Below are 25,916 nucleotides of genomic sequence, written 5' to 3'. Positions count from 1 at the left end.
AGAGAACTCCGTGATGGCCAACATCAAGCAAGACACCATGCCGGTGATCCGCGACCTGCGCGACTTCGACCACCGCTCGGGCAACCTGCTGGAGCGCCTGGTGTTCAACCACCGCCCACTGTTCATGGTGTTCATGGTGCTGGTCACCCTGGTGCTGGGCTATGTGGCGCTGACCCGCCTTGAGCTGCGCCCAAGCTTCGAGAAGATGATTCCGCAGAGCCAGCCGTACATCCAGAACTACCTGGAGAACCGCAAGTCCCTGCGTGGGCTGGGCAACACGGTACGGGTGGTGGTGGAAAACACCCAGGGCGACATCTTCGACCCCGAGTACCTTGAAGTGCTCAAGCAGGTCAACGATGAGCTGTTCCTGGCCCAAGGTGTGGACCGGGCGTGGATGAAGTCGTTGTGGAGTCCCGGGGTGCGTTGGACCGAAGTCACCGAGGAAGGCTTCCAGGGCGGCACGGTCATGCCCGATGACTACCAGGGCCGGCCAGCCGACCTTGAGCAACTGCGCCAGAACATCGGCCGCGCCGGCATCGTCGGCAGCCTGGTGGCCACCGATTTCAAGTCGAGCATGCTGGTGGTGCCGTTGCTGGAGCGCGATCTGGCCAGCGGCCAGGGCATCGACTACCGGCAGTTTTCGCAGATGCTTGAACAGCAACTGCGCGACAAGTATGAGTTCGCTGGCGACAGCAAGGCGCGTGTTGAAGGCAAGGAGGGCAGCGGCAAGTACAAGGTTCGGGTGATTGGTTTCGCCAAGCTGATGGGCGACCTGATCGACGGGCTGATTCAGGTGATGCTGTTCTTTGCCCTGGCCGTGGTCACCTCGTTGGTGATCATCTTCCTCTATACCCGTTGCGTGCGCAGTACCTTGCTGGTGGTGTTCTGCTCGCTGGCCGCCGTGGTGTGGCAGCTGGGTATCGTCGGTTGGTTGGGCTACGCCATCGACCCCTATTCGATCCTGGTGCCGTTCCTGATTTTCGCCATCGGCGTTTCCCACGCGGCGCAGAAAATGAACGGCATCCTCCAGGACATCGGCCGTGGCACCCACAAGCTGGTCGCTGCTCGCTACACCTTCCGCCGTCTGTTCGTGGCCGGTGTCACGGCGCTGCTGGCCGACGCCGTGGGGTTCGCGGTGCTGATGCTGATCGACATTCCGGTGATCCAGGACCTGGCCATTACCGCCAGTATCGGTGTCGCGGTGCTGATCTTCACATCGCTGCTGCTGATTCCGGTGGCGTTGTCGTATGTGGGGGTAGGGCGCAAGGCGGCCGAGCGCGCGCTGCGCATCGACTCGCGGGCCGCCGAGCACCGTGGCTTTGGCAAACTGTGGGACTTGCTCGACCGCTTCACCACGCGCAAGTGGGCCACCGGTGCCGTGCTGGCGGCCACCATGCTGGGCGTGGTCGGTTTCATGGTCAGCCTGCAGCTGAAAATCGGCGACCTGGACAGCGGCGCCCCCGAATTGCGCGCTGACTCACGTTACAACCGCGACAATGCCTACATCACCCAACACTACGCGCTGTCCAGCGACCAGTTCGCGGTAATGATCAAGACTGCCCCGGAAGGTTGCCTGAACTACCAGACCCTGATGCTGGCCGATCGCCTGGCCTGGGAGATGCAGCAGTATCCAGGCGTGCAGACCACCGTGTCGCTGGTCAATGCGGTGCGCCAGATCACTGCAGGTTCATTCGAGGGCAACCCCAAGATGAACAGCCTGCAGCGCAACCAGGACATGCTCAACTACGCCGCGCAGCAGGCCTCGGTCAACGCACCGGAACTGTTCAACAATGACTGCTCGATGATGCCGGTCATTGCCTTCCTGAAAGACCACAAGGCCCAGACGCTGGACGATGTCGTCGCCATCGCCGAGCGCTTTGCCCGTGACAACAGCAGCCCGGACCGCCAATTCCTGCTGGCAGCCGGTAATGCCGGGATCGAAGCCGCCACCAACATCGTGGTCCGTGACGCCAACCGCACCATGCTGCTGTTCGTGTACCTGGCGGTGACCGTGTTCTGCCTGTTCACCTTCCGCAGCTGGCGGGCCACCGTGGTGGCGTTGCTGCCGCTGGTGCTGACCTCGGTACTGTGCGAGGCGCTGATGGTAGTCATGGGCATTGGCGTGAAGGTCGCGACCTTGCCGGTGATCGCCCTGGGCGTAGGCATCGGCGTGGACTACGCGTTGTACCTGCTCAGCGTGCAGCTGCATTACCAGCGCCAGGGACGTTCGCTGGCCGAGGCTTACCAGAACGCGGTGGCGTTCACCGGTCGGGTGGTGGGCCTGGTTGGCATCACCTTGGCGGCGGGCGTGGTGGGCTGGGCCTGGTCGCCCATCAAGTTCCAGGCCGACATGGGCATCCTGCTGACCTTCATGTTCCTGTGGAACATGCTGGGGGCACTGATCCTGATTCCGGCGCTGTCGTATTTCCTGCTGCCCAGCAAGAACACGGTGACTGCCAGCGCCGAGCCACATGCGCCTGTGCCCCAGGCCCGTGAGGCGGCCTAGGCGCACAACGCATTCCATCGAATACTGAAACCGGGAACGACCCTACATGGCCACCACAAAAATAATGCCACCGGCAGACGGCGCCTACGCCTACCCCTTGCTGATCAAGCGACTGCTGATGACCGGCGTGCGTCACCAGCCTGACCAGCAGATTGTCTATGCCGACAAGCTGCGCTACAGCTACCGCACGCTCAATGAGCGCGTGCAGCGCCTGGCCAACGTGCTGCGCGCGGCCGGGGTCAAGCCGGGCGATACCGTGGCTTTGATGGACTGGGACAGCCACCGAGCGCTGGAGTGCTTCTTCGCCGTGCCCATGCTCGGTGCGGTGCTGCATACGGTGAATATTCGTCTGTCGGCCGAGCAGGTGCTGTACACCATGAACCATGCCCAGGATGACCTGGTGCTGGTGCATGACGACTTTCTGCCGTTGCTGGAGCAGATCCACGGCCAGCTGACCACGGTCAAAGGTTACCTGCAGCTCACCGACGGCGAACCCTCGAGCACCACATTGCCAGTGCTGGGCGAGTATGAAACGCAGTTGGGCAATGCCTCCAGCCAGGCCGACTTCGATGACTTCGACGAGCACTCGGTGGCGACGCTGTTCTACACCACCGGCACAACCGGCAACCCCAAGGGCGTGTATTTCTCGCATCGCCAGCTGGTGCTGCACACCCTCAACGAGCTGGGCACCTTTGCCGCTTACGAAGGCCAGCCGCTGCTGCGTTCCAACGATGTGTACATGCCAATCACGCCGATGTTCCACGTGCATGCCTGGGGTGTGCCGTACGTGGCGACCATGCTTGGTGTGAAGCAGGTGTACCCAGGGCGCTACGAGCCGGACAAGCTGGTGCGGTTGTTCCGTGAGGAGGGCGTGACCTTCTCTCACTGTGTGCCGACCATCTTGCAAATGATGCTGGCCAGTGACGAAGGCCAGCGTACCGACTTGAGCGGCTGGAAGATGCTGCTCGGCGGCAGCGCACTGACCCACGGCCTGGCCCGGCAGGCCAGTGAGCGCGGCATGCTGATTCACTGTGGCTACGGCATGTCGGAAACCTGCCCGCTGCTGACGCTCACCCACCTGCGCGACGACGACCTGGCCTTGCCGATGGATGAACAGATCGCTCTGCGTATCAAGACCGGCACGCCTGTGGGCATGGTCGATGTGCGCATCGTCGACGCCAACGGTTGCGATGTGCCGCACGATGGCGAGTCGCTGGGGGAGATCGTGGTGCGGGCACCCTGGCTGACGCAGGGGTACCTGCACGAGCCGCAGATGGGCGCCGAGCTTTGGCAGGGTGGCTGGCTGCATACCGGTGACATGGGCTCGATCGACCGCCAGGGCGTGCTCGAAATCAAGGACCGGATCAAGGACGTGATCAAGACCGGTGGCGAGTGGATCAGCTCGTTGGCCCTGGAAAACCTGATCAGCCAGCATGCTGCTGTGGATGCCGTGGCGGTGGTGGGCGTGCCCGATGCGCAATGGGGCGAGCGGCCGATGGCGATGGTGGTGTGCACGCCGGGCACCAGCCTTGACCCGCAGGGGCTGGTGGCGCACTTGCAGCAGTTCGTCGAGCGCGGCCAGATCAACAAGTGGGCTATTCCACGGCAGATCGAGTTCGTGGCCGAAATTCCCAAGACCAGCGTCGGCAAGATCGACAAGAAGCGCATCCGGCAGATGCAGGCGTGACAACCTGCCGCTGGGACAACCCGTCGCCTTGACGTTCCGGGCGCCAATTTGTTTGTGCTGGCATTTAAGATACAATCAGCGAAACGATTCAGCTTTGTCGGTCAATTCGACAAAAGGCTGGATCGTTTCTTGGTTCTCTGGCTGCTGAACAATGATCACAACAAGCCTGCGCTGAAGAACACGGAAACCTCTGGGCCAGCCACAGGCCCCCCCTCCGTTCTACTGACTGGAATTGATCAATGTTCAAGAAAGCTGGCAAGACCTTGCTGGGTCTGGCTGTCGCCGCAAGCTTCATGCAGGCGCACGCCGCAGAAACCAAGAAAGTCGATGTGCTGCTCGTTGGCGGCGGCATCATGAGCTCCACCCTGGCCGTGTGGCTGCACGAGCTGGAGCCAAGCTGGTCGATGGAGATGGTCGAGCGCCTGGACGGCGTCGCCGAAGAAAGCTCCAACGGCTGGAACAACGCCGGTACCGGCCACTCTGCGCTGGCCGAGCTGAACTACACCCCGGAAGACAAAGACGGCAACGTCAACATCTCCAAGGCCATCGAAATCAACGAATCGTTCCAGATCTCCCGTCAGTTCTGGGCCTGGCAGGTACGCCAGGGCGTGTTGAAGAACCCGCACTCGTTCATCAACACCACGCCGCACATGAGCTTCGTGTGGGGCGACGACAACATCAAGTTCCTGAAAAAGCGCTATGACGCGCTGCAGGCGAGCCCGCTGTTCCGTCCGATGCAGTATTCCGAGGACCACGCGCAGATCGCCAAGTGGGTCCCGCTGATGATGGAAGGCCGCGACCCGAACCAGAAGCTGGCCGTGACCTGGACCCCGATCGGCACCGACGTCAACTTCGGCGAAATCACCCGCCAGTTCGTCGGCCACCTGAAGACCCAGGACAAGTTCGACCTGAAACTGTCCAGCGAAGTACAGGACATCACCCGCAACGAAGACGGCTCGTGGCACGTCGAGTACAAGAACCTGAAGGACGGTACCGAGTCGGCCACCGACGCCAAGTTCCTGTTCATCGGTGCCGGCGGCGGCGCGCTGAAGCTGCTGCAGAAGTCGGGCATTCCTGAAGCCAAGGAATACGCAGGCTTCCCGGTGGGTGGCTCGTTCCTGGTCACCGAGAACCCGACCGTCGCCATGCAGCACATGGCCAAGGCCTACGGCATTGCCTCGACCGGCGCACCACCCATGTCGGTTCCGCACCTGGACACCCGCGTGCTGGACGGCAAGCGCGTGATCCTGTTCGGGCCATTCGCCACCTTCTCGACCAAGTTCCTGAAGAACGGCTCGTACCTGGACCTGCTGAGCAGCACCACCACCCACAACGTGTGGCCGATGGCCAAGGTCGGTATCGACCAGTACCCGCTGGTGGAATACCTCGCTGGCCAGCTGATGCAGTCTGACGATGACCGCTTCGAAGCCCTGCGCACCTACTTCCCGAACGCCAAGAAGGAAGACTGGAAGCTGTGGCAGGCCGGTCAGCGTGTGCAGATCATCAAGCGTGACGAAGCCCAAGGCGGCGTGCTGAAGCTGGGTACCGAAGTGGTTGCCTCGCAAGACCGTACCATCGCCGGCCTGCTGGGTGCCTCGCCAGGTGCTTCGACTGCCGCGCCGATCATGCTGCACGTGCTGGAAACCGTGTTCAAGGAGAAGGTCGCGACCCCTGAGTGGCAGGCCAAGATCAAGGAAATCATCCCGAGCTACGGCACCAAGCTGAACGATTCGGCGGCGGCCACTCAGAAAGAGTGGAACTACACCGCTGAAGTGCTGCAGCTGGAGAAGCCTCCGGTGATCGACCAGAGCGTCGGTACCAGCACTGGCGTGAGCCAACCGCTGGAAAGCAAGCCTGAGAACGATATGGCGCTGTAAGCGACTGTGTTGTGATCGAAAAACCACGGGGGAGACCTCGTGGTTTTTTTTATGGGGTTGGAAGGGTTCGCCATGGCATTTTCGGCGTTTTCGAGATCGAGCGCCGCCCGCGCGGCGCATCGCGAGCAAGGCTCGCTCCTACGTTTGTTTACGGCCAATAACGCCTGTGACAGGCTCGCGCGACCGCCTTGTTTGTTTGACTCGATATCACGCCATGCTCCAAAGCGCCCGCGCGCAAATTCCACAGACATAACTGGCCCGAAACAAACGTAGGAGCGAGCCTTGCTCGCGATGCGCCGCGGGCGGCGCTCGATCTGCGCACCACTACAAAACCCAAGGCAAGCCCCATTCTGCTTGCGCGGACGCGCATCGCCACTGATCGGAATTCCCTATCACCTAGAATAAAAACATATTTTGATGCTTAAATTAATCTTGTCAGTCGATCCCCTCCAGGAGGGTGCCGTCATGAACATCAAGATTGCTGCCTTACTGCTGCTCGCCCTGTGCGCCCAGCCGGCATGGAGCCAAAGCTACTCCACTCCCACCGCCAAACCCGCCGAATCAGCCGCATTGACCACACGCCTTGCCCTGCGTGACCTTTGGGTCGAGCATGTGTTCTGGGTCCGCAACTACGCGGTCGCCAATCAGGCTGGCAATGCCAAGCAAGCCGAAGTTGCCGGAAATGAAGTGGTCAGCAATGCCACCCGCATTGCCAACAGCATCGCCCCGTTGTACGGCCAGGTGGCGGCCGACCAGCTGTTCAAGCTGTTGGGCGGGCACTGGGGGCCATCAAGCACTACAGCGATGCCACCGTGGCCAAGGACAAGAAGGGCCAGCAGGCCGCTGTCGACGAGTTGACCACCAACGCCAAGGCGATTGCCGCATTCCTGGCCAAGGCCAATCCGAATTTGCCGGAAGCAACGCTGATCACGATGCTCAGTGCCCATGGCGGGCATCATGTGGCGCAAATCGACCAACTCGCTGCTGGCGACTATGCCGGTGAAGCGCGTACCTGGTCGATGATGCGTGAGCACATCCTGGCGCTGGCCGATGCCTTGACGGCCGCGCTGGTCAAACAGTTCCCGGACAAATTCTGATGCTTGAAGGACTCGGTCGTACCCAGCAGGACCTGCTCCATGCGTTGCTGCATCAGCCCGCAGGCATGAGCATCGATGACCTTGCGCAGGCCCTGGCGGTCACCCGCACGGCGGTACGCCAGCACCTGGCTTCGCTGGAACGCGACGGCCTGGTTCAGCGCGGCGCCACCCGGCCAACCGGGCGGCGCCCGGAGCAGCTGCATCAGCTTACCGACCACGGACGGGAGTTGTTCCCTCGGCAGTATCCGCTGCTGGCCAACCTGCTGATTGGTGAAGTCGCCGGGCTGATGGGGCAGGACGCCTTGCTGGCGCTGATGCGCCAGTTGGGGCGCAAGCTGGCGGCGGATTTGGAGCACCAAGTGGTCGATGAGGCGCGGATCGTCCAGCACATGAACACTGCCGGCTATGAAGCCGAAGTGTTCTTTCGCTCATCCGGCGAGCCGCAGATCGTTGCGCACAACTGCGTGTTCCACCACCTGGCCAAGGCGCATCCGGTGGTGTGTGAGCTGGACCTGGCGTTGATCGGGGCACTGGGTGGAGGCGAGGTGAGCCACCTGGAGTGCATGTTGCGCGGGGGCAGGTGTGTCGTTTTGGCCTGCGCAAGGAGCAGGATTGAAGTGCTCTGAAGCGGCCTCTTCGCGGGTAAACCCGCTCCCACAGGATCTTCACAATCTTCAATGATGTGAAGGCCCTGTGGGAGCGGGTTTACCCGCGAAGAGGCCGGCGCCAGCTACATCTGCCGCAGGATGCACGCCAGCAAACCGGGAAACCGCTCATCGAGCATTTCGCTGCGTAGCGAATTCATATGCGTGGTGCCAACGTTACGCGTGTGCACCAGCCCCGCATCCCGCAAAACCGGAAGTGGTGGGACATGCTCGATTTTGGCCGACCACCGTCCAGTTCGCCGCAACTGGCTTCGGCCACGCCGGCCAGATGGCGCACGATTTCCAGACGCACAGGGTCGCTCAGGGCGTAGAGCACGCGTTCCAGAATCAGGTCTTCGGGGTTGGGATGTTTGTAGGCTCGCATGGTCGCCATGATAACGGGGGTTTCACAAATTGCCATAGTTCGAATATGATCGAACTATCGTAAATATCGTTCCCCTTCGGAGTGTTCCCATGTCTGCGTTGTTCGAACCCTATACCCTCAAGGACGTCACCCTGCGTAACCGCATCGCCATTCCGCCTATGTGCCAGTACATGGCCGAGGACGGCATGATCAACGATTGGCACCACGTTCACCTGGCAGGCCTTGCCCGTGGTGGTGCCGGCCTGCTGGTGGTCGAGGCTACCGCGGTGTCGCCGGAAGGGCGTATCACCCCCGGTTGCGCGGGTATCTGGAGCGATGCCCATGCCGAGGCTTTCGTCCCGGTGGTGAAGGCGATCAAAGCCGCAGGCTCGGTGCCGGGCATCCAGATCGCCCATGCCGGGCGCAAGGCCAGCGCCAACCGCCCGTGGGAGGCGATGACCACATTACCGCCGACGACGCCCGCGGCTGGGAAACCATCGCCCCGTCGGCCATCGCCTTCGGTGCCCACCTGCCGAAAGTGCCGCGTGCCATGACCCTCGACGACATCGCCCGGGTCAAGCAGGACTTCGTCGATGCCGCCCGCCGTGCCCGTGATGCCGGGTTCGAATGGATCGAACTGCACTTTGCCCATGGTTATCTGGGCCAGAGCTTCTTCTCCGAGCACTCCAACCAACGCACCGATGCCTATGGCGGCAGCTTCGAGAACCGCAGCCGCTTCCTGCTGGAAACCCTCGCCGCCGTGCGTGAAGTATGGCCTGAGCACCTGCCGCTGACCGCCCGTTTCGGCGTGCTGGAATATGACGGCCGGGACGAGCAGACCCTTGAGGAATCGATCGAGTTGGCGCGTCGTTTCAAGGCTGGCGGGTTGGACCTGCTGAGTGTCAGCGTCGGTTTCACCATTCCCGAAACCAACATCCCATGGGGGCCCGCCTTCATGGGGCCGATTGCCGAGCGTGTGCGCCGCGAGGCCGGTCTGCCGGTAACTTCTGCGTGGGGCTTCGGTACCCCGCAGTTGGCGGAAGGGGCGCTGAAGGCTGATCAGCTGGACCTGGTATCGGTGGGGCGTGCTCATTTGGCAGACCCGCACTGGTCGTATTTCGCGGCCAAGGAGCTGGGCGTCGATAAAGCCTCGTGGACCTTGCCGGCGCCCTATGCGCACTGGCTCGAGCGCTATCGCTGAGGGGCAGCTCTGCAGCTCGATCGCCAGCAAGTCAACTCCTGGAGTGCTACGCACTCGCTTGTAGGAGCCGGCTTGCCGGCGATCACCGGCAAAGCCGGTGCCATACACCACATTGTCCGTGTCGGCGGTGTATCAGAACCGATCCAACCGATAAGCCCCCATCTGCGGTCCACTGTTGCCCGCCAGCATTTTCGCCACCCACTCCGCCGTCACCGCCGCCTGGGTCAGCCCCAGATGCTGATGCCCGAACGCCAGCAACACCCGTCCTTCGCATACCCGGTCGATAACCGGCAACGAGTCCGGTAGTGACGGTCGAAAGCCCATCCATGGCGTTGCCCCTCAGCACTGAGGTCACGCCGGAACAACCCCTTGCTCAAGTGGTGCAACTGCCAGGCGCGTTGCATGCTCGGTGGCGCATCGAGCCCGGCGAACTCCACCGTGCCAGCCAGGCGCAGGCCATCGGCCATGGGCGTCATGATGAACTTGCGCTCCAGTGAGGTGACCGCGAACGGCAAGCGCTGATGTTCGCCAGGCAGCATCAGGTGATAGCCGCGCTCGGTGTCCAGCGGCACCGGTTTGCCGGTCAGCGCGGTGGTGAGCTTCGCCGAATGAGCCCCACAGGCAACCAGTACCTGACGCGCTTTCACTTGGCCCTGACCAGTGGCCAAGATCACGCCCTGAGCGTCCAGTCTTGCACCCACGACCTCATGCCGGGCGAACCGCACGCCACAGGCTTGAGCGGCATCGAGCAATTCAGCGACCACGCGGTAAGGGTCGAGGAAATGCCCGGTGCGCGGGAAGAACAAACCGCCCTGAATCTGCGGGTTCAATTGCGGCGCTGCTGCCTGTACCGCGTGGCCGGACCAGTGCTCGACCGGCACGGCCTGCTGACGCATGCGCGCCTGCAAGGCATCGAGCGCCTGTCGCGATTCCGGTCGTTCGAACACCAGCAGCGAGCCGTCCTCCTGAGCAGATGGCTGCGCTCGATCGACGTCAACAACCGTTGCCATGCACCCAGGCTGGCTTCATTCAACGCCCGGATACCTGCCACGCTGCGCTGGAAAGGCGCAGGGCGCAGGTTGAGCAGCAAGCGGGTGAACCAGGGCAAGGCCTTGGGCAGGTACTTCCAGTCCAGCCGCAAAGGGCCCATCGGGTCCAGCAGCATGCGTGGCAGACGCTTGAGAATCGACAGGTCGGCGATGGGGAACACCTGCTCGGTCGCCAGGTGCCCGGCATTGCCGTAAGAGGCGCCGTAGCCAGGTTCCTGGCGGTCGATCAGCAGCACCCGGCGGCCCTGGCGAGCCAGTTGCAAGGCACAGGCGACGCCGACGATGCCAGCGCCAACCACGGCGATGTCGGTATCAGCAGAGGAGAGGGCGTCGACCATGATCTAGCCTTCTCGCTTGCCGTCGAGCAGCCGGCGCAGCTGCAAGGGGTTACCGTGCCTGAGTGCTTCGGGCAGCAAGGCGTCCGGGAAGTCCTGGTAGCACACCGGGCGCAGGAAGCGCTGGATGGCCGCGGTACCCACCGAGGTGGAACGGGCATCGGAGGTGGCAGGGAACGGCCCGCCATGGACCATCGCGTCGCACACCTCGACCCCGGTCGGCCAGCCATTGACCAGAATGCGCCCCGCCTTGCGTTCCAGGGTCGGCAGCAGGGCGCGAGCGCTCTGCAGGTCGGCCTCATCCATATGCAGGGTTGCGGTCAATTGGCCTTCCAGGTGCTCGGCGACCTGGCGGATCTGCTCGTCGCTTTCGCAGGCGACCACCAGCGAGGCGGCGCCGAACACTTCGGCCTGCAATGCCGGGTCGGTGAGGAATGCGTTGGCCTGGGTGACGAACAGCTGGGCCTGGCACTGATTTGGCCCTTGTTGAGCCTGGCCGCTGGCGGCGACATGGGCGTTGGCGTTCTCGGCCAGTGCACCGACACCGGCTTCATAGGCACTGAAGATGCCGGGGGTCAGCATGGTCTGCGCTGCTGCGCGCTGTACCTGCTCGCTGGCCGCCGTGATGAAACTTTGCAGTGCCGGCCCCTGGCGGGCAATCACCAGGCCAGGGTTGGTGCAGAACTGGCCGGCGCCTTGGGTCAACGAAGCGACGAAGCCTTGCGCCAGTGCCTGGCCACGGGCTTGCAGCGCGGCATCGAACAGGAATACCGGGTTGATCGAACTCATTTCCGCGTACACCGGGATAGGTTCCGGGCGAGCTTGAGCGGCTTGGCACAAGGCAATGCCACCGCTGCGTGAACCGGTAAAACCGACGGCCTTGATGCGTGGGTCGCTGACCAGAGCGATACCGACTTCACGCCCCGAGCCGTACAGCAGCGAGAACACACCTTCGGGCAAGGCGCATTGTTCTACAGCGCGGGCCACGGCCTGGCCGACCAATTCGCTGGTGCCGGGGTGGGCGCTGTGGGCCTTGACCACTACCGGGCAGCCGGCTGCCAGCGCAGAGGCGGTGTCGCCACCGGCAACGGAGAAGGCCAAGGGGAAGTTGCTGGCGCCAAATACCGCCACCGGTCCCAGGGCCACCTGGCGCTGACGCAAGTCAGGGCGTGGCAATGGCTGACGCGTGGGCAGGGCGTTGTCGACGCGCACGTCCAGCCATTCACCCGCACGCACGACGCGGGCAAAGGTGCGCAGCTGGGTGCAGGTACGACCGCGCTCACCCTGGATACGCGCCTTGGGCAAGCCCGTTTCGGCGACGGCGCGGTCGATCAGGGCATCACCCAGTGCTTCGATCTGTTCGGCGATGGTTTCAAGAAAGCGGGCGCGTTGTTCCAGTGTGGTTTCGCGATAGGCATCGAACGCCGCCCAGGCCAGTGCGCAGGCTTGGGCCACATGCTCGCCAGTGCCACCGGCGTAGGCCGGTTCGAGCGTTTGGTTAGTGGCAGGGTCGATGGCGCGGATCGCTTCGCGGCTGCCGGTGACGGCGCGTTGGCCAATCAGCAGGTTGCCTGTCAGGGGCATGGGGCCTCCTTGGGAATCAGGTTCAGAGCTTGGGGGCGCGCTGCGCCCCGCTAATCAGGCGACGTTCTGTTCGGCCGACCAGTTGGCGTACCACTGGCGGAACAGCGCGTATTGCTGTTCGGCGTAGTTGCGCTGGGCGTCGGTGAGCACGTCGGTCTCGTTGAAGTGCAGGGTGTATTCGCTGTCGCCGTTGAGCACCATCAGGTGCTTGTAGTACAGCACCAGGTCGCACCCTTCATCGAACGACGACAGCACCGCCAGCGCCGACTCCAGCTCGCGGGCCAGGCGACGGCCTTGGCATCGCCCTTGGCGGCCTGCTTGCTCAGGCTCACCAGGTGCAGCACTTCACGGGGCAGGGCATTGCCGATACCGGTGATGGCGCCGGTGGCGTTGCAGTTGACGAAGCCATGCACCACCTGGGTGTCGACACCGACCATCAAGGTCACGTCGTCGTCCTTGGAGGTGATGTGCTCAGCGGCGTAGCGCAGGTCGGCGCCACCACCGAACTCCTTGAAGCCGATCAGGTTCGGGTACTCGCGGCGCAGTTCGAAGAACAGGTCGGCGCGGGTGGCGAAGCCGTAGTAGGGGCTGTTGTAGATTACCGCCGGCAGTTTCGGCGCGGCCTGCAGAATGGCCGAGAAATGGTGCTTCTGGGCGATCAGCGAGGCGCCACGGGACAGCACCCGAGGGATAACCATCAGGCCGGCGGCACCGACCTTGGCGGCGTGGGCCGCATGCGAAACGGCTTCGCGGGTGTTCACCGCGCCGGTGCCGACGATGGTCGGGATACCAGCGGCCACCAGGCGCGCCACGCCTTCCTGGCGCTCGGCCTCGGTCAGCAGCGGCCAGTCGCCCATCGAGCCGCAGTACACCACGGCGCTCATGCCGGCTTCGATCAGCTCGTGGCCCTTGCGCACCAGCGCGTCGAAGTCGGGTTTGCGCTCGGCGGTGCAGGGGGTCATCAAAGCAGGCATGCAGCCGGTGAAGATGTTGTCGGTCATGGGTGTCACTCCTTGCAGTATTCAGGTGTCGAGGGAAGGTGCCGAAGGCAGGTCAGATGCCCCAGGCGAAAGGGTCTTGTTCGTCAATCAACAGGGTGGCGTCGGCGGTCATGTGGGCGCGACCGGTGATGAACGGGCGGATGCGCTCGCCCTCACGTTCGAATCGGCCCTGGAACTGGCTGCCGGTGATGCTTGCCTGGGTCCAGGTCTGGCCTTCGGCGAGCTTGCCGTCAGCGGCCAGGCAGGCCAGCTTGGCGCTGGTGCCGGTGCCGCAGGGCGAGCGGTCGTAGGCCTTGCCGGGGCACATCACGAAGTTGCGGCTGTCGGCGTTTTCGTCGGCGGCGAACAGCTCGACGTGGTCGATGGGCGCGTCGTTTTCACCGGTGATGCCCTGGGCCTCCAGGGCCTTGAGCATGGCCCAGGTGTAGTCGGTGAGGGCTTCGACGTTGTTCAGCTCGATGCGCTGGCCGTGCTCGGACACCAGGAAGAACCAGTTGCCACCCCAGGCAATATCGCCATGCACCACGCCATGGCCCGGTACATCGACCGCGACGTGCTGGCGGAAGCGGTAGGCTGGCACGTTGCCGACGGTCACGGCGCCATCGTCATGCAGCGTGGCGCTGACCTGGCCGACCGGGGTGTCGATCTTGTGCACGCCGGGTTCGATCAACCCCAGGTGCTGCAGCGAAGCGACCAGGCCGATGGTGCCGTGGCCACACATGTTCAGGTAACCGGCATTGTTGAAGAAGATCACCCCGCAGGTGGCGTCCGCCGACACTGGCTCGCAGTACAGCGCGCCCACCAGCACATCGTTGCCGCGTGGCTCCAGCAGGCAGGCGCGGCGCCAGTGGTCATGCAGCTCACGCAGCTCGTCGCGTTGCTCGGCCATGCTGCGACCATTGAGCAAGGGGAAGCCTTTGATCACAAGGCGGGTCGGTTCGCCGCCGGTGTGGGAGTCGATGACATGGATGTGTTTCATGTTCGGGTCCATTGAGTATTCAACGTATGGCTTGGGAGGCTGTCGCGGCGTTATCACCGGCAAGCCTGCGCTTAGTGGCTCACCGCTGTAGGTGTGGGAGCCGGCTTGCCGGCGATGAGGCCAGTCGACTCGGTGAAAGCCTCGCTTTCGTCATCACCATCCAGGCGCACCAGGTGGGCCGGCACGCCGGTCGCGGCGCCCCAGTAGTAGATGCCCAAGGCGCAGGCAGCGACGACCACGGTGTCGAACGGATGCCCGATGACGCCCAGGCCGCCGAAGCTACCGAGCCAGGACAGCAGGATGGTCACGGCGTAGAAGCCGATCAGCCAGGCGGACGAGCGCACCTGTTGGCCCAGCGAAAGGTGTTGGGTGGGGACGAAGCGGCCGCACAGCAGGTACAGCACGAACATCACGATTTGCAGGGCCAGCAGCCACGACACGGTGTTCCAGCCCGACCAGTACACGATCAGTGCGGCGATGATGAACGACAGTGGGCCGAGTACGCCCATGCCCTTGACCCGGAACGGGCGCGGCATGTCCGGGGCGTTGCGGCGCAGGGCGGCGACGGTGACCGGGGCACGGCGTAGCTCAGCACCAGGGCGGCCGACACCACGTTGATCAGCGCTTCCCAGGACGGGAATGGCAGCGTCCAGAACACCGACAGAGCAAAGGTCAGCCACAGCGCAGGGCGCGGGATGCCGGACTGCTCGTCGATGCGGGTGAAGACCTTGAAGAAGGTGCCGGTCTGCGCCCAGCCGTACACCACGCGCGGGTGGCGTTCATGTAGATGTTGCCGCAGCCGCTTGGCGAGATCACGGCATCGGCCACTACCAGGTAGGCTAGCCAGCCCACGCCCAGGGCCAGCGCGATGTCACGGTAGGGCAGGGCCAGTTCCTTGGTTACGCCGGCCCAGCCGTTGGCCAGCATCTCGGTCGGCACGCTGCCCAGGAAGGCCAGTTGCAGCAGCACGTAGATCGCGGTGGACAGCAGCACCGACAAGATCAGCGCGATAGGAATGGTGCGCTGTGGGTTCTTCACCTCGCTGGCCACCGAGATGATCGGTGTCAGGCCCAGGTAGGCGAAGATGATGCCACCGGCCGAGACCGCCATTTCCACGCCCGACATTCCGAACGGGGCGAAGCCTGGACCTCGAAGTTGGCCGGCTTGAAGAAGGTGAACAGCACGCCGATCACCAGCAACGGCACGATGAACTTGAATACGCTGACCAGGTTGTTGGCCTTGGCGAAGGTCTTCACGCTGCGATAGTTGAGCAGGAAGAACACGCACAAGAGGCCAAACTGCACCAGCCAGCCGAGGATTGTCGGGTCGCTGGAACCAGCCTTGGTGAGTTCGGGAAACCAGGCTGCCGCATACTGACGCGAAGCGACCACTTCGATGGCCACCAGGCTGGAGAACGCGATCAGGGTGATGAAGCCCATCAGGTAGCCAAGCAACGGGCCATGGGAGTACACCGGGTAGCGCACCACGCCACCGGCGCGGGGCAGGGCGGCGCCGAGTTCGCAATAGACGATGCCCAGTAGCAGCACGGCGAAGCCACCGAGGAACCAGGAGAGGATACCGGCGGGGCCGGCGATGGCCGAAACATGGCTGGCGGCGAACAGCCACCCGGAGCCGAAGATGGCCCCAAGGCCGATGAAGGTGAGGTCCAGCAATGACAACTGTTTCTTGAATTTGCCTGACATGGGTTCGCCTTTTTGTTGGTTATTGGATAGGCAGGTCTGATGTCACGATGTGCGGCTTTTTGGCCGCGCTCTTGTAGGTGTGGGGCGGCTTGCGTGGGGCATAGAGTGAACCGGGGAGGGGGTTGGTTCTTGATGGTTTTCTGCAGGGTGGGTGACGAAATCGGCACAGTTTGGAAAAAGGCTGGTCGGGCGGTGAGGTGACCAGATAGGCTGAAGGCCCTATCGGGTGGGGGCTGTAGAGGTGTGGTGGTTTCTGCCTCCTCTTCGCGGGTAAACCCGCTCCCACAGGTTATCCTTTGACTTCAGACTCCACGTGGTCTCTGTGGGAGCGGGTTTACCCGCGAAGAGGCCAGTCGCTTCAGGCAAGAGCGTCAGATGACAAACAATCCCCTGGCAACGCTATACCAATCGCTTGACCAAAACCGTCCTGCAACTCTGGAAGCCTTGCTTGCGGGTGTCGCTTTGCTGCTACCGATGCTCGACGTCATCCCCAACGCCGCGATCTTCATCAAGGACCCCCAGGCCCGCTACGTGCTGGCCAACCGCACCTGGTCCAGCGCTGCGGCCTCAAGCAGTTGCAGCCGTTGCTGGGCAAGACCAGCGCCGAGGTGTTCCCCGCGCAGCTGGGCCCCGGCTACACCGAACAGGACCGCCGAGTGCTGGAGCATGGACTGGTGCTGGAAGACCAACTGGAACTGCACCTGTACGGCAGCCGCGAACCGGGCTGGTGCCTGACTCACAAACGTCCGCTGTACAACCCTGAAGGGGCGATCATCGGCCTGGTGGGTATCTCGGTCGACTTGCAGTCAGCCGCCGACACGCACCCCGCCTACCAACGCCTGGCCGCTGTGGATGAGCACATTCGCCGGCATTTCCACCAGCCCATCAGCATGGGCGAACTGACCCGTATCGCGGGTATCTCGGTGGCGCAGCTGGAGCGTTACTGCAAGCGGGTGTTCCACCTCACGCCGCGGCAGATGATTCACAAGGCACGTCTGGAACACGCCCATCGCCTTCTGCACAGCGATTTGCCGATCACCGAGGTGGCCTTGCAATGTGGGTATACCGACCACAGCGCGTTCAGCCGACAGTTCAAGCAACTGACCGGCTTCACACCCAGACAATACCGCCAGGCGACGGCGGTTCAGGAAGGTTGAAACAGGGCGCGGGCTTCGTCGAAACATTGCTCGGCAATGGCCGAGCGCGGCTCGCTGCGCCGTAGCAGCAGGCCGACCGGGCTGTGGATGCTGGCGTCGGCCACTGGAATGATGCGCATGTGTGCGCTGAGCTCTTCCAGCCCACAGTCCAGCGGCATCACCGCGCAGCACACCCCGGCGGTGATCGCCTGCACCAGCTGGAAGCTGGAGTCGCTTTCCAGCACGGCCAGCGGCTCCAGGCCACGGCTGCGGAAACTCAGGTCCAGCGACTGGCGGTAGTGATGCCTTTGCTCAGCAGGCCCAGTGGGATGTCGGCCAGCTCGTCCCAGCGCAGTTGTGGGGTGTCGAACTGGAAAAAGCGCGTGTCATGCAGCAGGCCCATGGTGGTGGTGCCCAGTTCGATCACGTCGAAGAAGCTGGCGTTGACCTGGTCCAGGTAGCAGATGCCCAGGTCGAGCTGGTTGCGGCTCAGACCATCGATGATCTGCTCGGAGCTGAGCGAACTCAGTTGAAAGTGCAGTTCCGGGTACTTGGCGCGCAGCGGCATCAACAAGTGCATTGGGTTGAAACTGGCCAGCGGCACAGTGCCCAGGCGCAGGCTGCCGACCACCTGGCCACGGCAACTGGCGGCCTCGGCCTGCAGGCCGTCGTGGGCGGCGAGCAGGGTACGCGCCCAGGCCAGAATGCGCTCGCCGGCCTCGGTGAAACCTTCGAAGCGCTGGCCACGCTTGACCAGCACCAGGTCCAGCTCGTCTTCCAGGTTGCGCAGGCGCATGGACAGCGTGGGCTGGGTGATATGGCACAGCGCCGCGGCCTGGCCGAAATGGCGGGTCTGGTCGAGGGCGATGAGGAATTTGAGTTGCTTGATGTCCATGGTGCGGCCTGGTGTGCTGAGTAAGTTGACCTTAACCAAGTCTTGGCTGGCCATTGTTTGATGGTATTGGGACGGCTCCGATCACTGGGGCGGTGCTGCACCAGTTGGGGCCTATCGCCGGCAAGCCGGCTCCCACAGGCCCTGCAGCGATCTCAAGATGGTCGCGGTCCATGTGGGAGCCGGCTTGCCGGCGATAAGGCCGGTACAGGCACCGATAGACTCTGTCGATTAACCCGTTCGCCATATCGATTGGACGCCCCTCGGTCATGGCTCTAGCGTGACCACAATGCCATTCGAGGAGCACCACCGTGAGCGTCAAACCCGACGCGGTCTTCGTACCGCTCAACATCGCCGTGCTGACTGTCAGCGACACCCGCACCTACGACAACGATACCTCCGGCGAGCTGCTGGCCAGCCGTTCGGTGCAGATGGGCCATCGCCTGGTGGCGCGGTCGCTGCTCAAGGACGACCTGTACAAGATCCGCGCCCAGGTCGCCACCTGGATCGCCGATGACAACGTGCAGGTGGTGCTGATCACCGGTGGCACCGGTTTCACCGGGCGCGACAGCACGCCTGAAGCGGTGGAATGCCTGCTGGACAAACGCATCGATGGCTTTGGCGAGTTGTTCCGTGCGTTGTCGATCCTCGATATCGGTACTTCCACCGTCCAGAGCCGGGCACTGGCCGGCTTGGCCAATGGCACGCTGGTGTGCTGCCTGCCTGGTTCGACTGGAGCTTGTCGCACGGCCTGGGAAGGGATTCTGGTCGAGCAACTCGACGCTCGGCATCGACCGTGCAATTTCGTGCCACACCTGAAGCCGATCGGGGCGTGTGAAAGCCGCGGGTGAGTTGTGTGGGGTGTGCCTGTCGGTAGGATTTTGACGCCTGTGAAATCGAGCGCCGCCCGCGCGGCGCGCTCGATTTTCGCCCAAAAAAACAAGCCGTACACCTCGCGTGCCCACCTCAGCTCAACACATGCTCCACCGGCTGCAACGCCGGTGGCAGTGGCTCCACCCCAACCCTGCCAGCACATCCCGTTCGATGGTGCGCACCATGGCATCGGTGGGCAGGTCGTTCTCATCGCGTCCGAACGGGTCTTCCAGTTCGTTGCCGATCGCATCCAGGCCAAAGAAGGTGTAACCGACGATGGTGGTGAACAGCGGTGCCAGCCAGCCCAGCGGCTCTGCCAGGGCAAACGGCAGCAGCAGGCAGAAGATGTAGATGGTGCGGTGCAGCAGCAGGGTATAGGGGAACGGCAACGGCGTGCCCTTGATCCGCTCACAGGTGGCCTGAACCTCCGACAGCCCCGCCAGCCGCTGCTCCAGCAAGGTGTAGCGCCACTCGCTGATGCCTTGCTGTTCGGCCAGCCGTGAGCATTGCGCGCCGACCTGGCGCAGGATGCTGTCGCAAACGTTGTGCGGGCTGATTCCTTGCAAGTCGGCCAGCCAAGGCCGGGCCGCGGCAAGGTCGTCTTCGTTGCGCAGCTTGGCATTGAGCGCATGGGCGAAGCCACACAGGCTGCGTAGCACCTGGTTGCGCAACTGCTCGTCGTGGATCACCACACTTTCACGCACGAACGAGCGGGTCTCGATGATCAGCTTGCCCCAGGCCTTGCGCCCTTCCCACCAGCGGTCGTAGCAGGCGTTGTTGCGAAAGCTCGCGAAGATCGACAACGACAGGCCGAGCAGGGTGAAGGGGTGGCGCTGACCGGGTAGAAGAAGGCCGGGTAGCGATGTTCGATCAGCACGATCAGGGCAGCCAGCAAGGTGACCATCAGGCAACGCAGGGCGATGCGTTTGACGATCGAGCCTTTGAGGGTGAACAGCACGCGTAGTACATCGGGGCGGGAATGGACGATCATGGAAGTCCAGAGGCGGCTGGTCAGCCGCCGGTCATGTTCATGAAACGCAGGATCTGTACTTCGCCACCCACTTCGAAGTGATGGCGGTACGGCTTGAGGTGCAGCGAATCGCGGATGGCTTTTTCCAGGCGCTCGGCGTTGCCTGGGTGGGCCCGCAGCACTTGCTTGAGGTCCACCGAGTGTTCATTGCCCAGGCACAGCAGCAAACGGCCTTCGACGGTCAGGCGCACGCGGTTGCAGGTGGCACAGAAGTTGTGGCTGTGCGGCGAAATGAAGCCGACCCGGCTGAGCGGTGCCTCGGCCAGGCGCCAGTAGCGTGCCGGGCCTTTGGACGATTCGGTGGACTCGACCAGGGTGAAATGCTCGGCCAGGCGTTCCCGCACCTCGTCGCTGGAGCAGAACGATTCGCCCCGCTCATGTTCGCTGATCACACCCAGGGCATTTCTTCGATGAAGGTGATGTCCAGCTCGCGGTCGATGGCAAAGCGCACCAGGTCGACCAGCTCATCATCGTTGCGGCCTTTGAGCACCACGCAGTTCAGTTTGGTCCGGCGAAAACCCGCGCTGCGGGCGGCGTCGATGCCGGCGATGACCTGGCTCAGGTCGCCCGTGCGGGTCAGCTGTTTGAAACGCTCTGCCTTCAAGCTGTCGAGGCTGATGTTCAGGCGCGAGACGCCGGAGTCGAACAGCGGTTGGGCCAGTCGCCCGAGCTGCGAGCCGTTGCTGGTCAGGCACAGTTCACGCAGGCCGGGCAGGGCGGCGATGCGCCCGCACAGCTCGACGATGCCTTGGCGAACCAGAGGCTCGCCGCCAGTCAGGCGGATCTTGCGGGTACCCAGCGCGACGAAGCGCTCGGCCACCTGGAACAGTTCTTCGAGGCTGAGAATCTGCTGGCGCGGCAGGAACTGCATGTCTTCGGCCATGCAGTACACGCAACGGAAGTCGCAACGGTCCGTGACCGACATCCGCAGGTAGTCGATTTTCCGGTTGAAGCCGTCGATCAGGGCCGGCTGTTCTGTTCCACGTTTGCGCTCGAATGGGTTGGGGGCGGCATGAACGCCGCGTGTCAGGTTCAAGCTATAACCTGCCGGCACCCCCGTCAAATTGCTTTCTCCGACCAATTGATAAATACCCTCTATCGCGGCTGCAGGCCCCGCCAGGCAAGGGCTGTAGGGCATGATCGAGCGTGCTTATCGTGCCGTAAGGTATTTCGATTGGACGGCCTTGGGGCAGGCTCCATAGGCTTGAGAAAACGCCAGGCACATCGACTTGGCGGCCTTTTTCGAATGCCCCGCGTGAGGATCCACCGCATGAGCCAAGACGAACACATCAGGGACTACAAAGGCCCAGCCGCCGGCTGGGGCGCGCTCAAAAGCGTGACCAAGAGCTGGCTCGGCAGCGAAAACGCCTTCAAGAACCTGCGGGCCATGCTCAAGACCAACCAGAACGGCGGTTTCGACTGCCCCGGGTGCGCGTGGGGCGAATCGCCGGAAAGCGACATGGTCAAGTTCTGCGAGAACGGCGCCAAGGCGGTGAACTGGGAAGCCACCGGCCGTTCGGTCGACCCGGCATTCTTCGCCAAGTACAGCGTCAGCGCCCTGGCCGAACAGACCGATTACTGGCTCGAATTTCAGGGCCGCCTGACCCACCCGATGCGTTATGACGCTGCCACCGATCACTACGTGGAAACCACTTGGGAAGACGCTTTTGCCCTGGTTGCCGAGCACCTGCAAGCGCTCGATTCACCCGACGAGGCCGAGTTCTACACCTCCGGCCGGGCCAGCAACGAGGCGGCATTCCTCTACCAGCTGTTCGTCCGTGCCTACGGCACCAACAACTTCCCCGACTGCTCGAACATGTGCCACGAGGCCAGCGGCGCGGGCATGTCCGGCACCCTCGGGGTGGGCAAGGGCACGGTGGTGTTCCATGACCTGGAGCTGGCCGATGCGATCTTCGTCATTGGCCAGAACCCTGGCACCAACCACCCGCGCATGCTCGAACCGCTGCGCGAAGCGGTGAAACGCGGTGCCCAGGTGGTGTGTTTCAACCCGCTCAAGGAGCGCGGCCTGGAGCGCTTCCAGCACCCGCAACACCCGTTCGAGATGCTCAGCAATGGCTCCGAACCCACCAACACCGCCTATTTCCGCCCAGCCCTGGGTGGCGACATGGCGGCCATGCGCGGTATCGCCAAGTTCCTGTTGCAATGGGAGCGCGAAGCCCAGGCCAAAGGCGAGCCGGCGGTGTTCGACCATGCCTTCATTGCCGAGCACACCAGTGGTGTCGACGCCTACCTGGAAGCGGTGGATGCCACCACCTGGGAACACATCGTCGAGCAGTCGGGCCTGACCCTGGCCGAGATCGAGCTGGCGGCGCGCATGTACCGCAAGGCTGAGCGCGTGATCATGTGCTGGGCCATGGGTGTCACCCAGCACCGTCACTCGGTGCCCACGGTGCAGGAAATCGTCAACCTGCAACTGCTGCGCGGCAACGTCGGCAAGCCAGGCGCAGGCCTGTCGCCGGTACGTGGCCACAGCAACGTGCAGGGCGACCGCACCATGGGCATCGACGAGAAACCAAAGGACGCTCTGCTCGATGCGCTGGAAAAACGCTTTCAGTTCCGTGTCCCGCGTAACCATGGGCACAACGCGGTGCTGGCGATCAAGGCGATGGAAGAGGGCCGGGCCAAGGTCTTCGTGGCGCTAGGCGGCAACTTTGCCCAGGCCACACCGGACACCCCGCGCACCCACGCCGCCCTGCGCAACTGCGCGCTGACCGTGCAGATTTCCACCAAGCTCAACCGCTCGCACCTGGTCACCGGCCGCGATGCGCTGATTCTGCCGTGCCTGGGGCGCACCGAGATCGACCTGCAGGCCACCGGCCCGCAAGGCGTGACCGTGGAAGACACCTTCAGCATGGTGCACATCTCCAACGGCCAACTGCGCCCACGTTCACCCCACCTGCGTTCGGAGCCGGCCATCATTGCCGGCATGGCCAAGGCCACCCTTGGCAACAAGCCCATCGATTGGGAATACGCCATCGCCGACTACAGCCGTATTCGCAGCCTGATCGCCGACGTGATTCCCGGCTTTGCCAATTTCAACGAGCGCCTGCAGCATCCGGGTGGCTTCCACCTGGGCAACAGCGCCGCCGAGCGCAACTGGCGCACCGCCACCGGCAAGGCGCGCTTCAGTGCCAGCCAGTTGCCTGAACACTTGGTCAACGCCCAGGTATTGGCCCGTGGCGACAAGCCGGACCTGATCCTGCAGACCCTGCGCTCCCATGACCAGTACAACACCACGCTGTACGGCCTGGATGACCGCTACCGCGGCGTGTTCGGGCTGCGCGAGGTGGTGTTCGTCAACGAGGCCGACATTCGCCGCCTTGGCTTCGAGCCGGGAGAGCACGTGGACATGGTGTCGCTGTGGGAGGATGGCCGCGAGCGTCGGGTATCGGGGTTCCGGTTGGTGGCTTACGACGTGCCCGAGGGGCAAGCGGCGGCCTACTACCCCGAGACCAACCCGCTGGTGCCGCTGGAGAGTTACGGCGAAGGCACATACACGCCAACTTCCAAGTTCGTCGCCATTCGCCTGGAGAAGGCCAAGGCCGGCAACCTGATCGGGGCTGTGCAGACAGCGGACTGATCAAGGCGGGCCCAATCTGCAGCTATGTCGGATCCTCGCGGTCCTTGTAGGAGCCGGCTTGCCGGCGATCACCGGCGTAGCCGGTGCCATGCACCGCGTTGCCTGCATCGCCGGCAAGCCGGCTCCCACTTGGACCGCGCAGTTCTTGAGATCACTGCAGTACCTGTGGGAGCTGGCTTGCCAGCGATGAGGCCAGCACTGACCAAGACCATCACGAACGATGCACCGGATACGCCGTGGTGTACTTCATTTGCTCCATGGCAAAACTCGACGTGATATTGGAAAGCCCATCGGTACTGGTGATCAGTTTCTTGTAGAAGCGGTCATACGCCGCAATATCCCCCACCACCACGCGCAGCATGTAGTCCCAGTCGCCGGACATCCGGTAGAACTCCATGACCTCTTCGAAACCCTTCACCGTCGTGGCGAACTGCTCCAGCCACGCACTGTCATGGCGCGCTGGGTCTTGAGCTGGACGAACACGGTCAGGCCCAAACCCAGGCGTTCCGGGTCGAGTAGCGCAACGCGGCCGATGATGTAGCCTTCTTCCTCCAGACGCTTGACCCGTTTCCAGCAGGGTGTGGTGGAAAGGTTGACGGCTTCGGCCAGGTCCTTGAGGGAAATCGAGGCGTCGCGCTGGAGGAGGGTCAGGATGTGCTGGTCGAAACTGTCCATAGGTGTCTGGCGGCCTGCAGAGAAAAATATTCTCCGAGATTAGCCTGATCTAGCAAAAAATACCGCTATAGGAGCACCTTGCATGGGTGTGAGATAGTGGCGCTCTTCAACCTGCCCCCTTTCAGCAAATGGCCCCCACCATGTCCGACAAGCCGCGTAATTTCGCCACCCGCACCATCCACGCCGGTGAGCAGTTCAGTGTCGCCGACAATGCGATCTTCCCGCCGATCTACACCGCCAGTTCGTACATCAAGCGCAGCCTGGACGATAACCCCGAGTACGCCTACAGCCGCGTAGGCAACCCGACGCGGCATGCCTATGAAACCTGTGTTGCCGCCCTGGAAGAGGGCGTCGGCGCTGTGGCCTGTGCCTCCGGTGTGAACGCCACCGCCACGGTGCTCGAGCTGCTGCCCAAGGACGCCCACGTGGTGGTGATGAACGGTGTCTATGGCGGCACCTTCCGGATTCTGGAGGACTACCGCGGGCGTACCTCCGGGCTGACCACCACCTATGTCGACCTCAACGACCTGGACGCCGTGGCGCAGGCGATTCGTCCCGAGACCCAGCTGATCTGGATCGAGTCGCCCACCAACCCGTTGCTGCACCTGGTTGACATCAAAGCCGTGTGCGACCTGGCCCGTTCACGCGGCATCCTCACCTGCATCGACAACACCTTCTGCTCGCCCTGGAACCAGCGCCCGATCACCCTCGGCGTCGACCTGGTTATGCACTCGGCGAGCAAGTACATCGGTGGCCATTCCGACCTCACGGGTGGCGTGGTAGTGGCCGCCAACGAAGATCTGCTGGCGCGCCTGCGCAAGATCAGCATGGCGGTTGGCGCAATCCAGGGGCCGTTCGACTGCTACCTGGCCCTGCGGGGCTCAAGACCCTCGATGTGCGCATGGAGCGCCAGTGCGCCAATGCGCTGCAGGTGGCGCGCTTCCTCGAAAGCCATCCGCAGATCGAGAAAGTGTACTACCCAGGCCTGGAAAGCCACCCGCAGCATGAGCTGTGCAAGCGCCAGATGCGCGCTGGCGGTGCGGTGGTGGCGATGAAGATCAAGGGCGGCGACCGGGCGGCGCTCAATCGTCTGGTGGAAGCACTGCGGATCTTTGTTCTGGCCGATTCGCTGGGCGGGGTCGAAAGCATGATCAACCACTCCTGGAGCATGTCGCACAACTCGTTGAGCCCGGAGCAGAAGGACGCGATGGGGATCAGTGAAAGCCTGTTGCGCCTGTCGGTGGGGATCGAGGATTACCGCGATCTGATCGAGGACCTGGATACGGCGCTCAAGGCTTCTGCTGGCGTGTGAGGGTTACCGGCCTCTTCGCGGGTAAACCCGCTCCCACAGGTTCTGCAGAGTCAATGTGGGAGCGGGTTTACCCGCGAAAAGGCCGGTGAATTCAATGAAAATCTGGCGATCAATCAGGATTTGGGCGGATGAATGATCCGTTCGATCTTGTCCTTGATCAGCAGGCGCTCCTTGCGTAGGCGATTGACGGCCTCATCGCCACTGGCGTTGCCTTCGGCGACCAGCACTTCCTTGTCCTTGGCGTTGTATTCCTTGTGCAGCTTGTGGAGCTCCTGGTCCTTGTCGATGAGTGCCTGGAACTGGTCGGCGGATACGTGCAGGTCAGCGAGCAGATCGTGCGGAACTGGCATTTCTTCACCTCGATCGGGGT

At 63.2% G+C, this 25,916-nt stretch carries 8 protein-coding genes and 13 pseudogenes; 10 read left to right on the top strand and 11 right to left on the bottom strand.

Annotation, left to right across the window (positions count from 1 at the left end; genetic code table 11):
* Positions 1-13: 13 nt before the first annotated feature.
* From PspTeo4_RS15760 to PspTeo4_RS15740, 5 genes and pseudogenes are all read left to right on the top strand, one after another.
* On the top strand, positions 14-2,506 hold the full coding sequence (locus PspTeo4_RS15760; protein ID WP_322364667.1) for an efflux RND transporter permease subunit: 2,493 nt from the start codon (positions 14-16) through the stop codon (positions 2,504-2,506).
* Positions 2,507-2,552: 46 nt separating this feature from the next.
* Entirely contained in the window at positions 2,553-4,193 is a 1,641-nt protein-coding gene (locus tag PspTeo4_RS15755; protein ID WP_322364666.1) for a fatty acid--CoA ligase, read from the top strand.
* A 239-nt stretch (positions 4,194-4,432) separates the two neighbouring features.
* Positions 4,433-6,070: a malate dehydrogenase (quinone) gene (gene mqo, locus PspTeo4_RS15750; RefSeq protein WP_322364665.1), complete on the top strand. Its 1,638-nt coding sequence runs from the start codon at positions 4,433-4,435 to the stop codon at positions 6,068-6,070.
* Positions 6,071-6,535: 465 nt separating this feature from the next.
* Positions 6,536-7,167: pseudogene (locus PspTeo4_RS15745) on the top strand (hypothetical protein).
* A pseudogene (locus tag PspTeo4_RS15740) lies at positions 7,167-7,783 on the top strand (helix-turn-helix transcriptional regulator). The pseudogenes PspTeo4_RS15745 and PspTeo4_RS15740 overlap by 1 nt, the downstream one beginning before the upstream one ends.
* Positions 7,784-7,897: 114 nt before the next feature.
* On the opposite strand, the pseudogene PspTeo4_RS15735 reads toward PspTeo4_RS15740, so the two are convergent.
* Positions 7,898-8,232, bottom strand: a pseudogene (locus PspTeo4_RS15735) (ArsR/SmtB family transcription factor).
* 53 nt (positions 8,233-8,285) lie between these two features.
* On the opposite strand from PspTeo4_RS15735, the pseudogene xenA reads away from it, so the two are divergent.
* A pseudogene (gene xenA, locus PspTeo4_RS15730) lies at positions 8,286-9,376 on the top strand (xenobiotic reductase XenA).
* Positions 9,377-9,508: 132 nt separating this feature from the next.
* Here the strand turns inward: xenA and PspTeo4_RS15725 are convergent.
* From PspTeo4_RS15725 to PspTeo4_RS15705, 5 genes and pseudogenes are all read right to left on the bottom strand, one after another.
* Positions 9,509-10,763: pseudogene (locus PspTeo4_RS15725) on the bottom strand (NAD(P)/FAD-dependent oxidoreductase).
* 3 nt (positions 10,764-10,766) lie between these two features.
* Positions 10,767-12,344 carry an aldehyde dehydrogenase (NADP(+)) gene (locus tag PspTeo4_RS15720; RefSeq protein WP_322364664.1) on the bottom strand — a complete coding sequence of 526 codons (1,578 nt, stop codon included), beginning with the start codon at positions 12,342-12,344 and terminating at the stop codon, positions 10,767-10,769.
* Positions 12,345-12,398: 54 nt separating this feature from the next.
* Positions 12,399-13,345, bottom strand: a pseudogene (locus PspTeo4_RS15715) (dihydrodipicolinate synthase family protein).
* 52 nt (positions 13,346-13,397) lie between these two features.
* Positions 13,398-14,324 carry a 4-hydroxyproline epimerase gene (locus PspTeo4_RS15710; protein ID WP_322364663.1) on the bottom strand — a complete coding sequence of 309 codons (927 nt, stop codon included), beginning with the start codon at positions 14,322-14,324 and terminating at the stop codon, positions 13,398-13,400.
* A 71-nt stretch (positions 14,325-14,395) separates the two neighbouring features.
* Positions 14,396-16,027: pseudogene (locus tag PspTeo4_RS15705) on the bottom strand (APC family permease).
* Between the two features lie 375 nt (positions 16,028-16,402).
* On the opposite strand from PspTeo4_RS15705, the pseudogene PspTeo4_RS15700 reads away from it, so the two are divergent.
* Positions 16,403-17,184: pseudogene (locus tag PspTeo4_RS15700) on the top strand (helix-turn-helix domain-containing protein).
* Here PspTeo4_RS15700 and PspTeo4_RS15695 read toward each other — a convergent pair.
* A pseudogene (locus PspTeo4_RS15695) lies at positions 17,172-18,058 on the bottom strand (LysR family transcriptional regulator). The pseudogenes PspTeo4_RS15700 and PspTeo4_RS15695 sit on opposite strands and share 13 nt — an antisense overlap.
* A 308-nt stretch (positions 18,059-18,366) precedes the next feature.
* Here PspTeo4_RS15695 and moaB point away from each other — a divergent pair.
* Positions 18,367-18,906 carry a molybdenum cofactor biosynthesis protein B gene (moaB, locus tag PspTeo4_RS15690; protein WP_322364662.1) on the top strand — a complete coding sequence of 180 codons (540 nt, stop codon included), beginning with the start codon at positions 18,367-18,369 and terminating at the stop codon, positions 18,904-18,906.
* A gap of 115 nt (positions 18,907-19,021) precedes the next feature.
* Here moaB and PspTeo4_RS15685 read toward each other — a convergent pair.
* Positions 19,022-19,919, bottom strand: a pseudogene (locus PspTeo4_RS15685) (bestrophin family protein).
* Positions 19,920-19,939: 20 nt separating this feature from the next.
* Positions 19,940-20,942 (bottom strand): annotated as a pseudogene (gene moaA / locus PspTeo4_RS15680) (GTP 3',8-cyclase MoaA).
* Positions 20,943-21,228: 286 nt separating this feature from the next.
* Here moaA and PspTeo4_RS15675 point away from each other — a divergent pair.
* Positions 21,229-23,559 (top strand): FdhF/YdeP family oxidoreductase, encoded by a 2,331-nt coding sequence (locus PspTeo4_RS15675; RefSeq protein ID WP_322364661.1) that lies wholly within the window; start codon positions 21,229-21,231, stop codon positions 23,557-23,559.
* Between the two features lie 211 nt (positions 23,560-23,770).
* On the opposite strand, the pseudogene PspTeo4_RS15670 reads toward PspTeo4_RS15675, so the two are convergent.
* A pseudogene (locus PspTeo4_RS15670) lies at positions 23,771-24,234 on the bottom strand (Lrp/AsnC family transcriptional regulator).
* A gap of 128 nt (positions 24,235-24,362) precedes the next feature.
* Between PspTeo4_RS15670 and PspTeo4_RS15665 the strand changes: the two are divergent.
* A pseudogene (locus PspTeo4_RS15665) lies at positions 24,363-25,546 on the top strand (trans-sulfuration enzyme family protein).
* A 113-nt stretch (positions 25,547-25,659) separates the two neighbouring features.
* On the opposite strand, the gene PspTeo4_RS15660 reads toward PspTeo4_RS15665, so the two are convergent.
* Entirely contained in the window at positions 25,660-25,896 is a 237-nt protein-coding gene (locus PspTeo4_RS15660; RefSeq protein ID WP_322364660.1) for a YdcH family protein, read from the bottom strand.
* Positions 25,897-25,916 lie beyond the last annotated feature (20 nt).

This window comes from Pseudomonas sp. Teo4, from assembly GCF_034387475.1.
GTDB lineage: Bacteria > Pseudomonadota > Gammaproteobacteria > Pseudomonadales > Pseudomonadaceae > Aquipseudomonas.
This window is presented reverse-complemented; position numbering and strand designations above follow the sequence as displayed.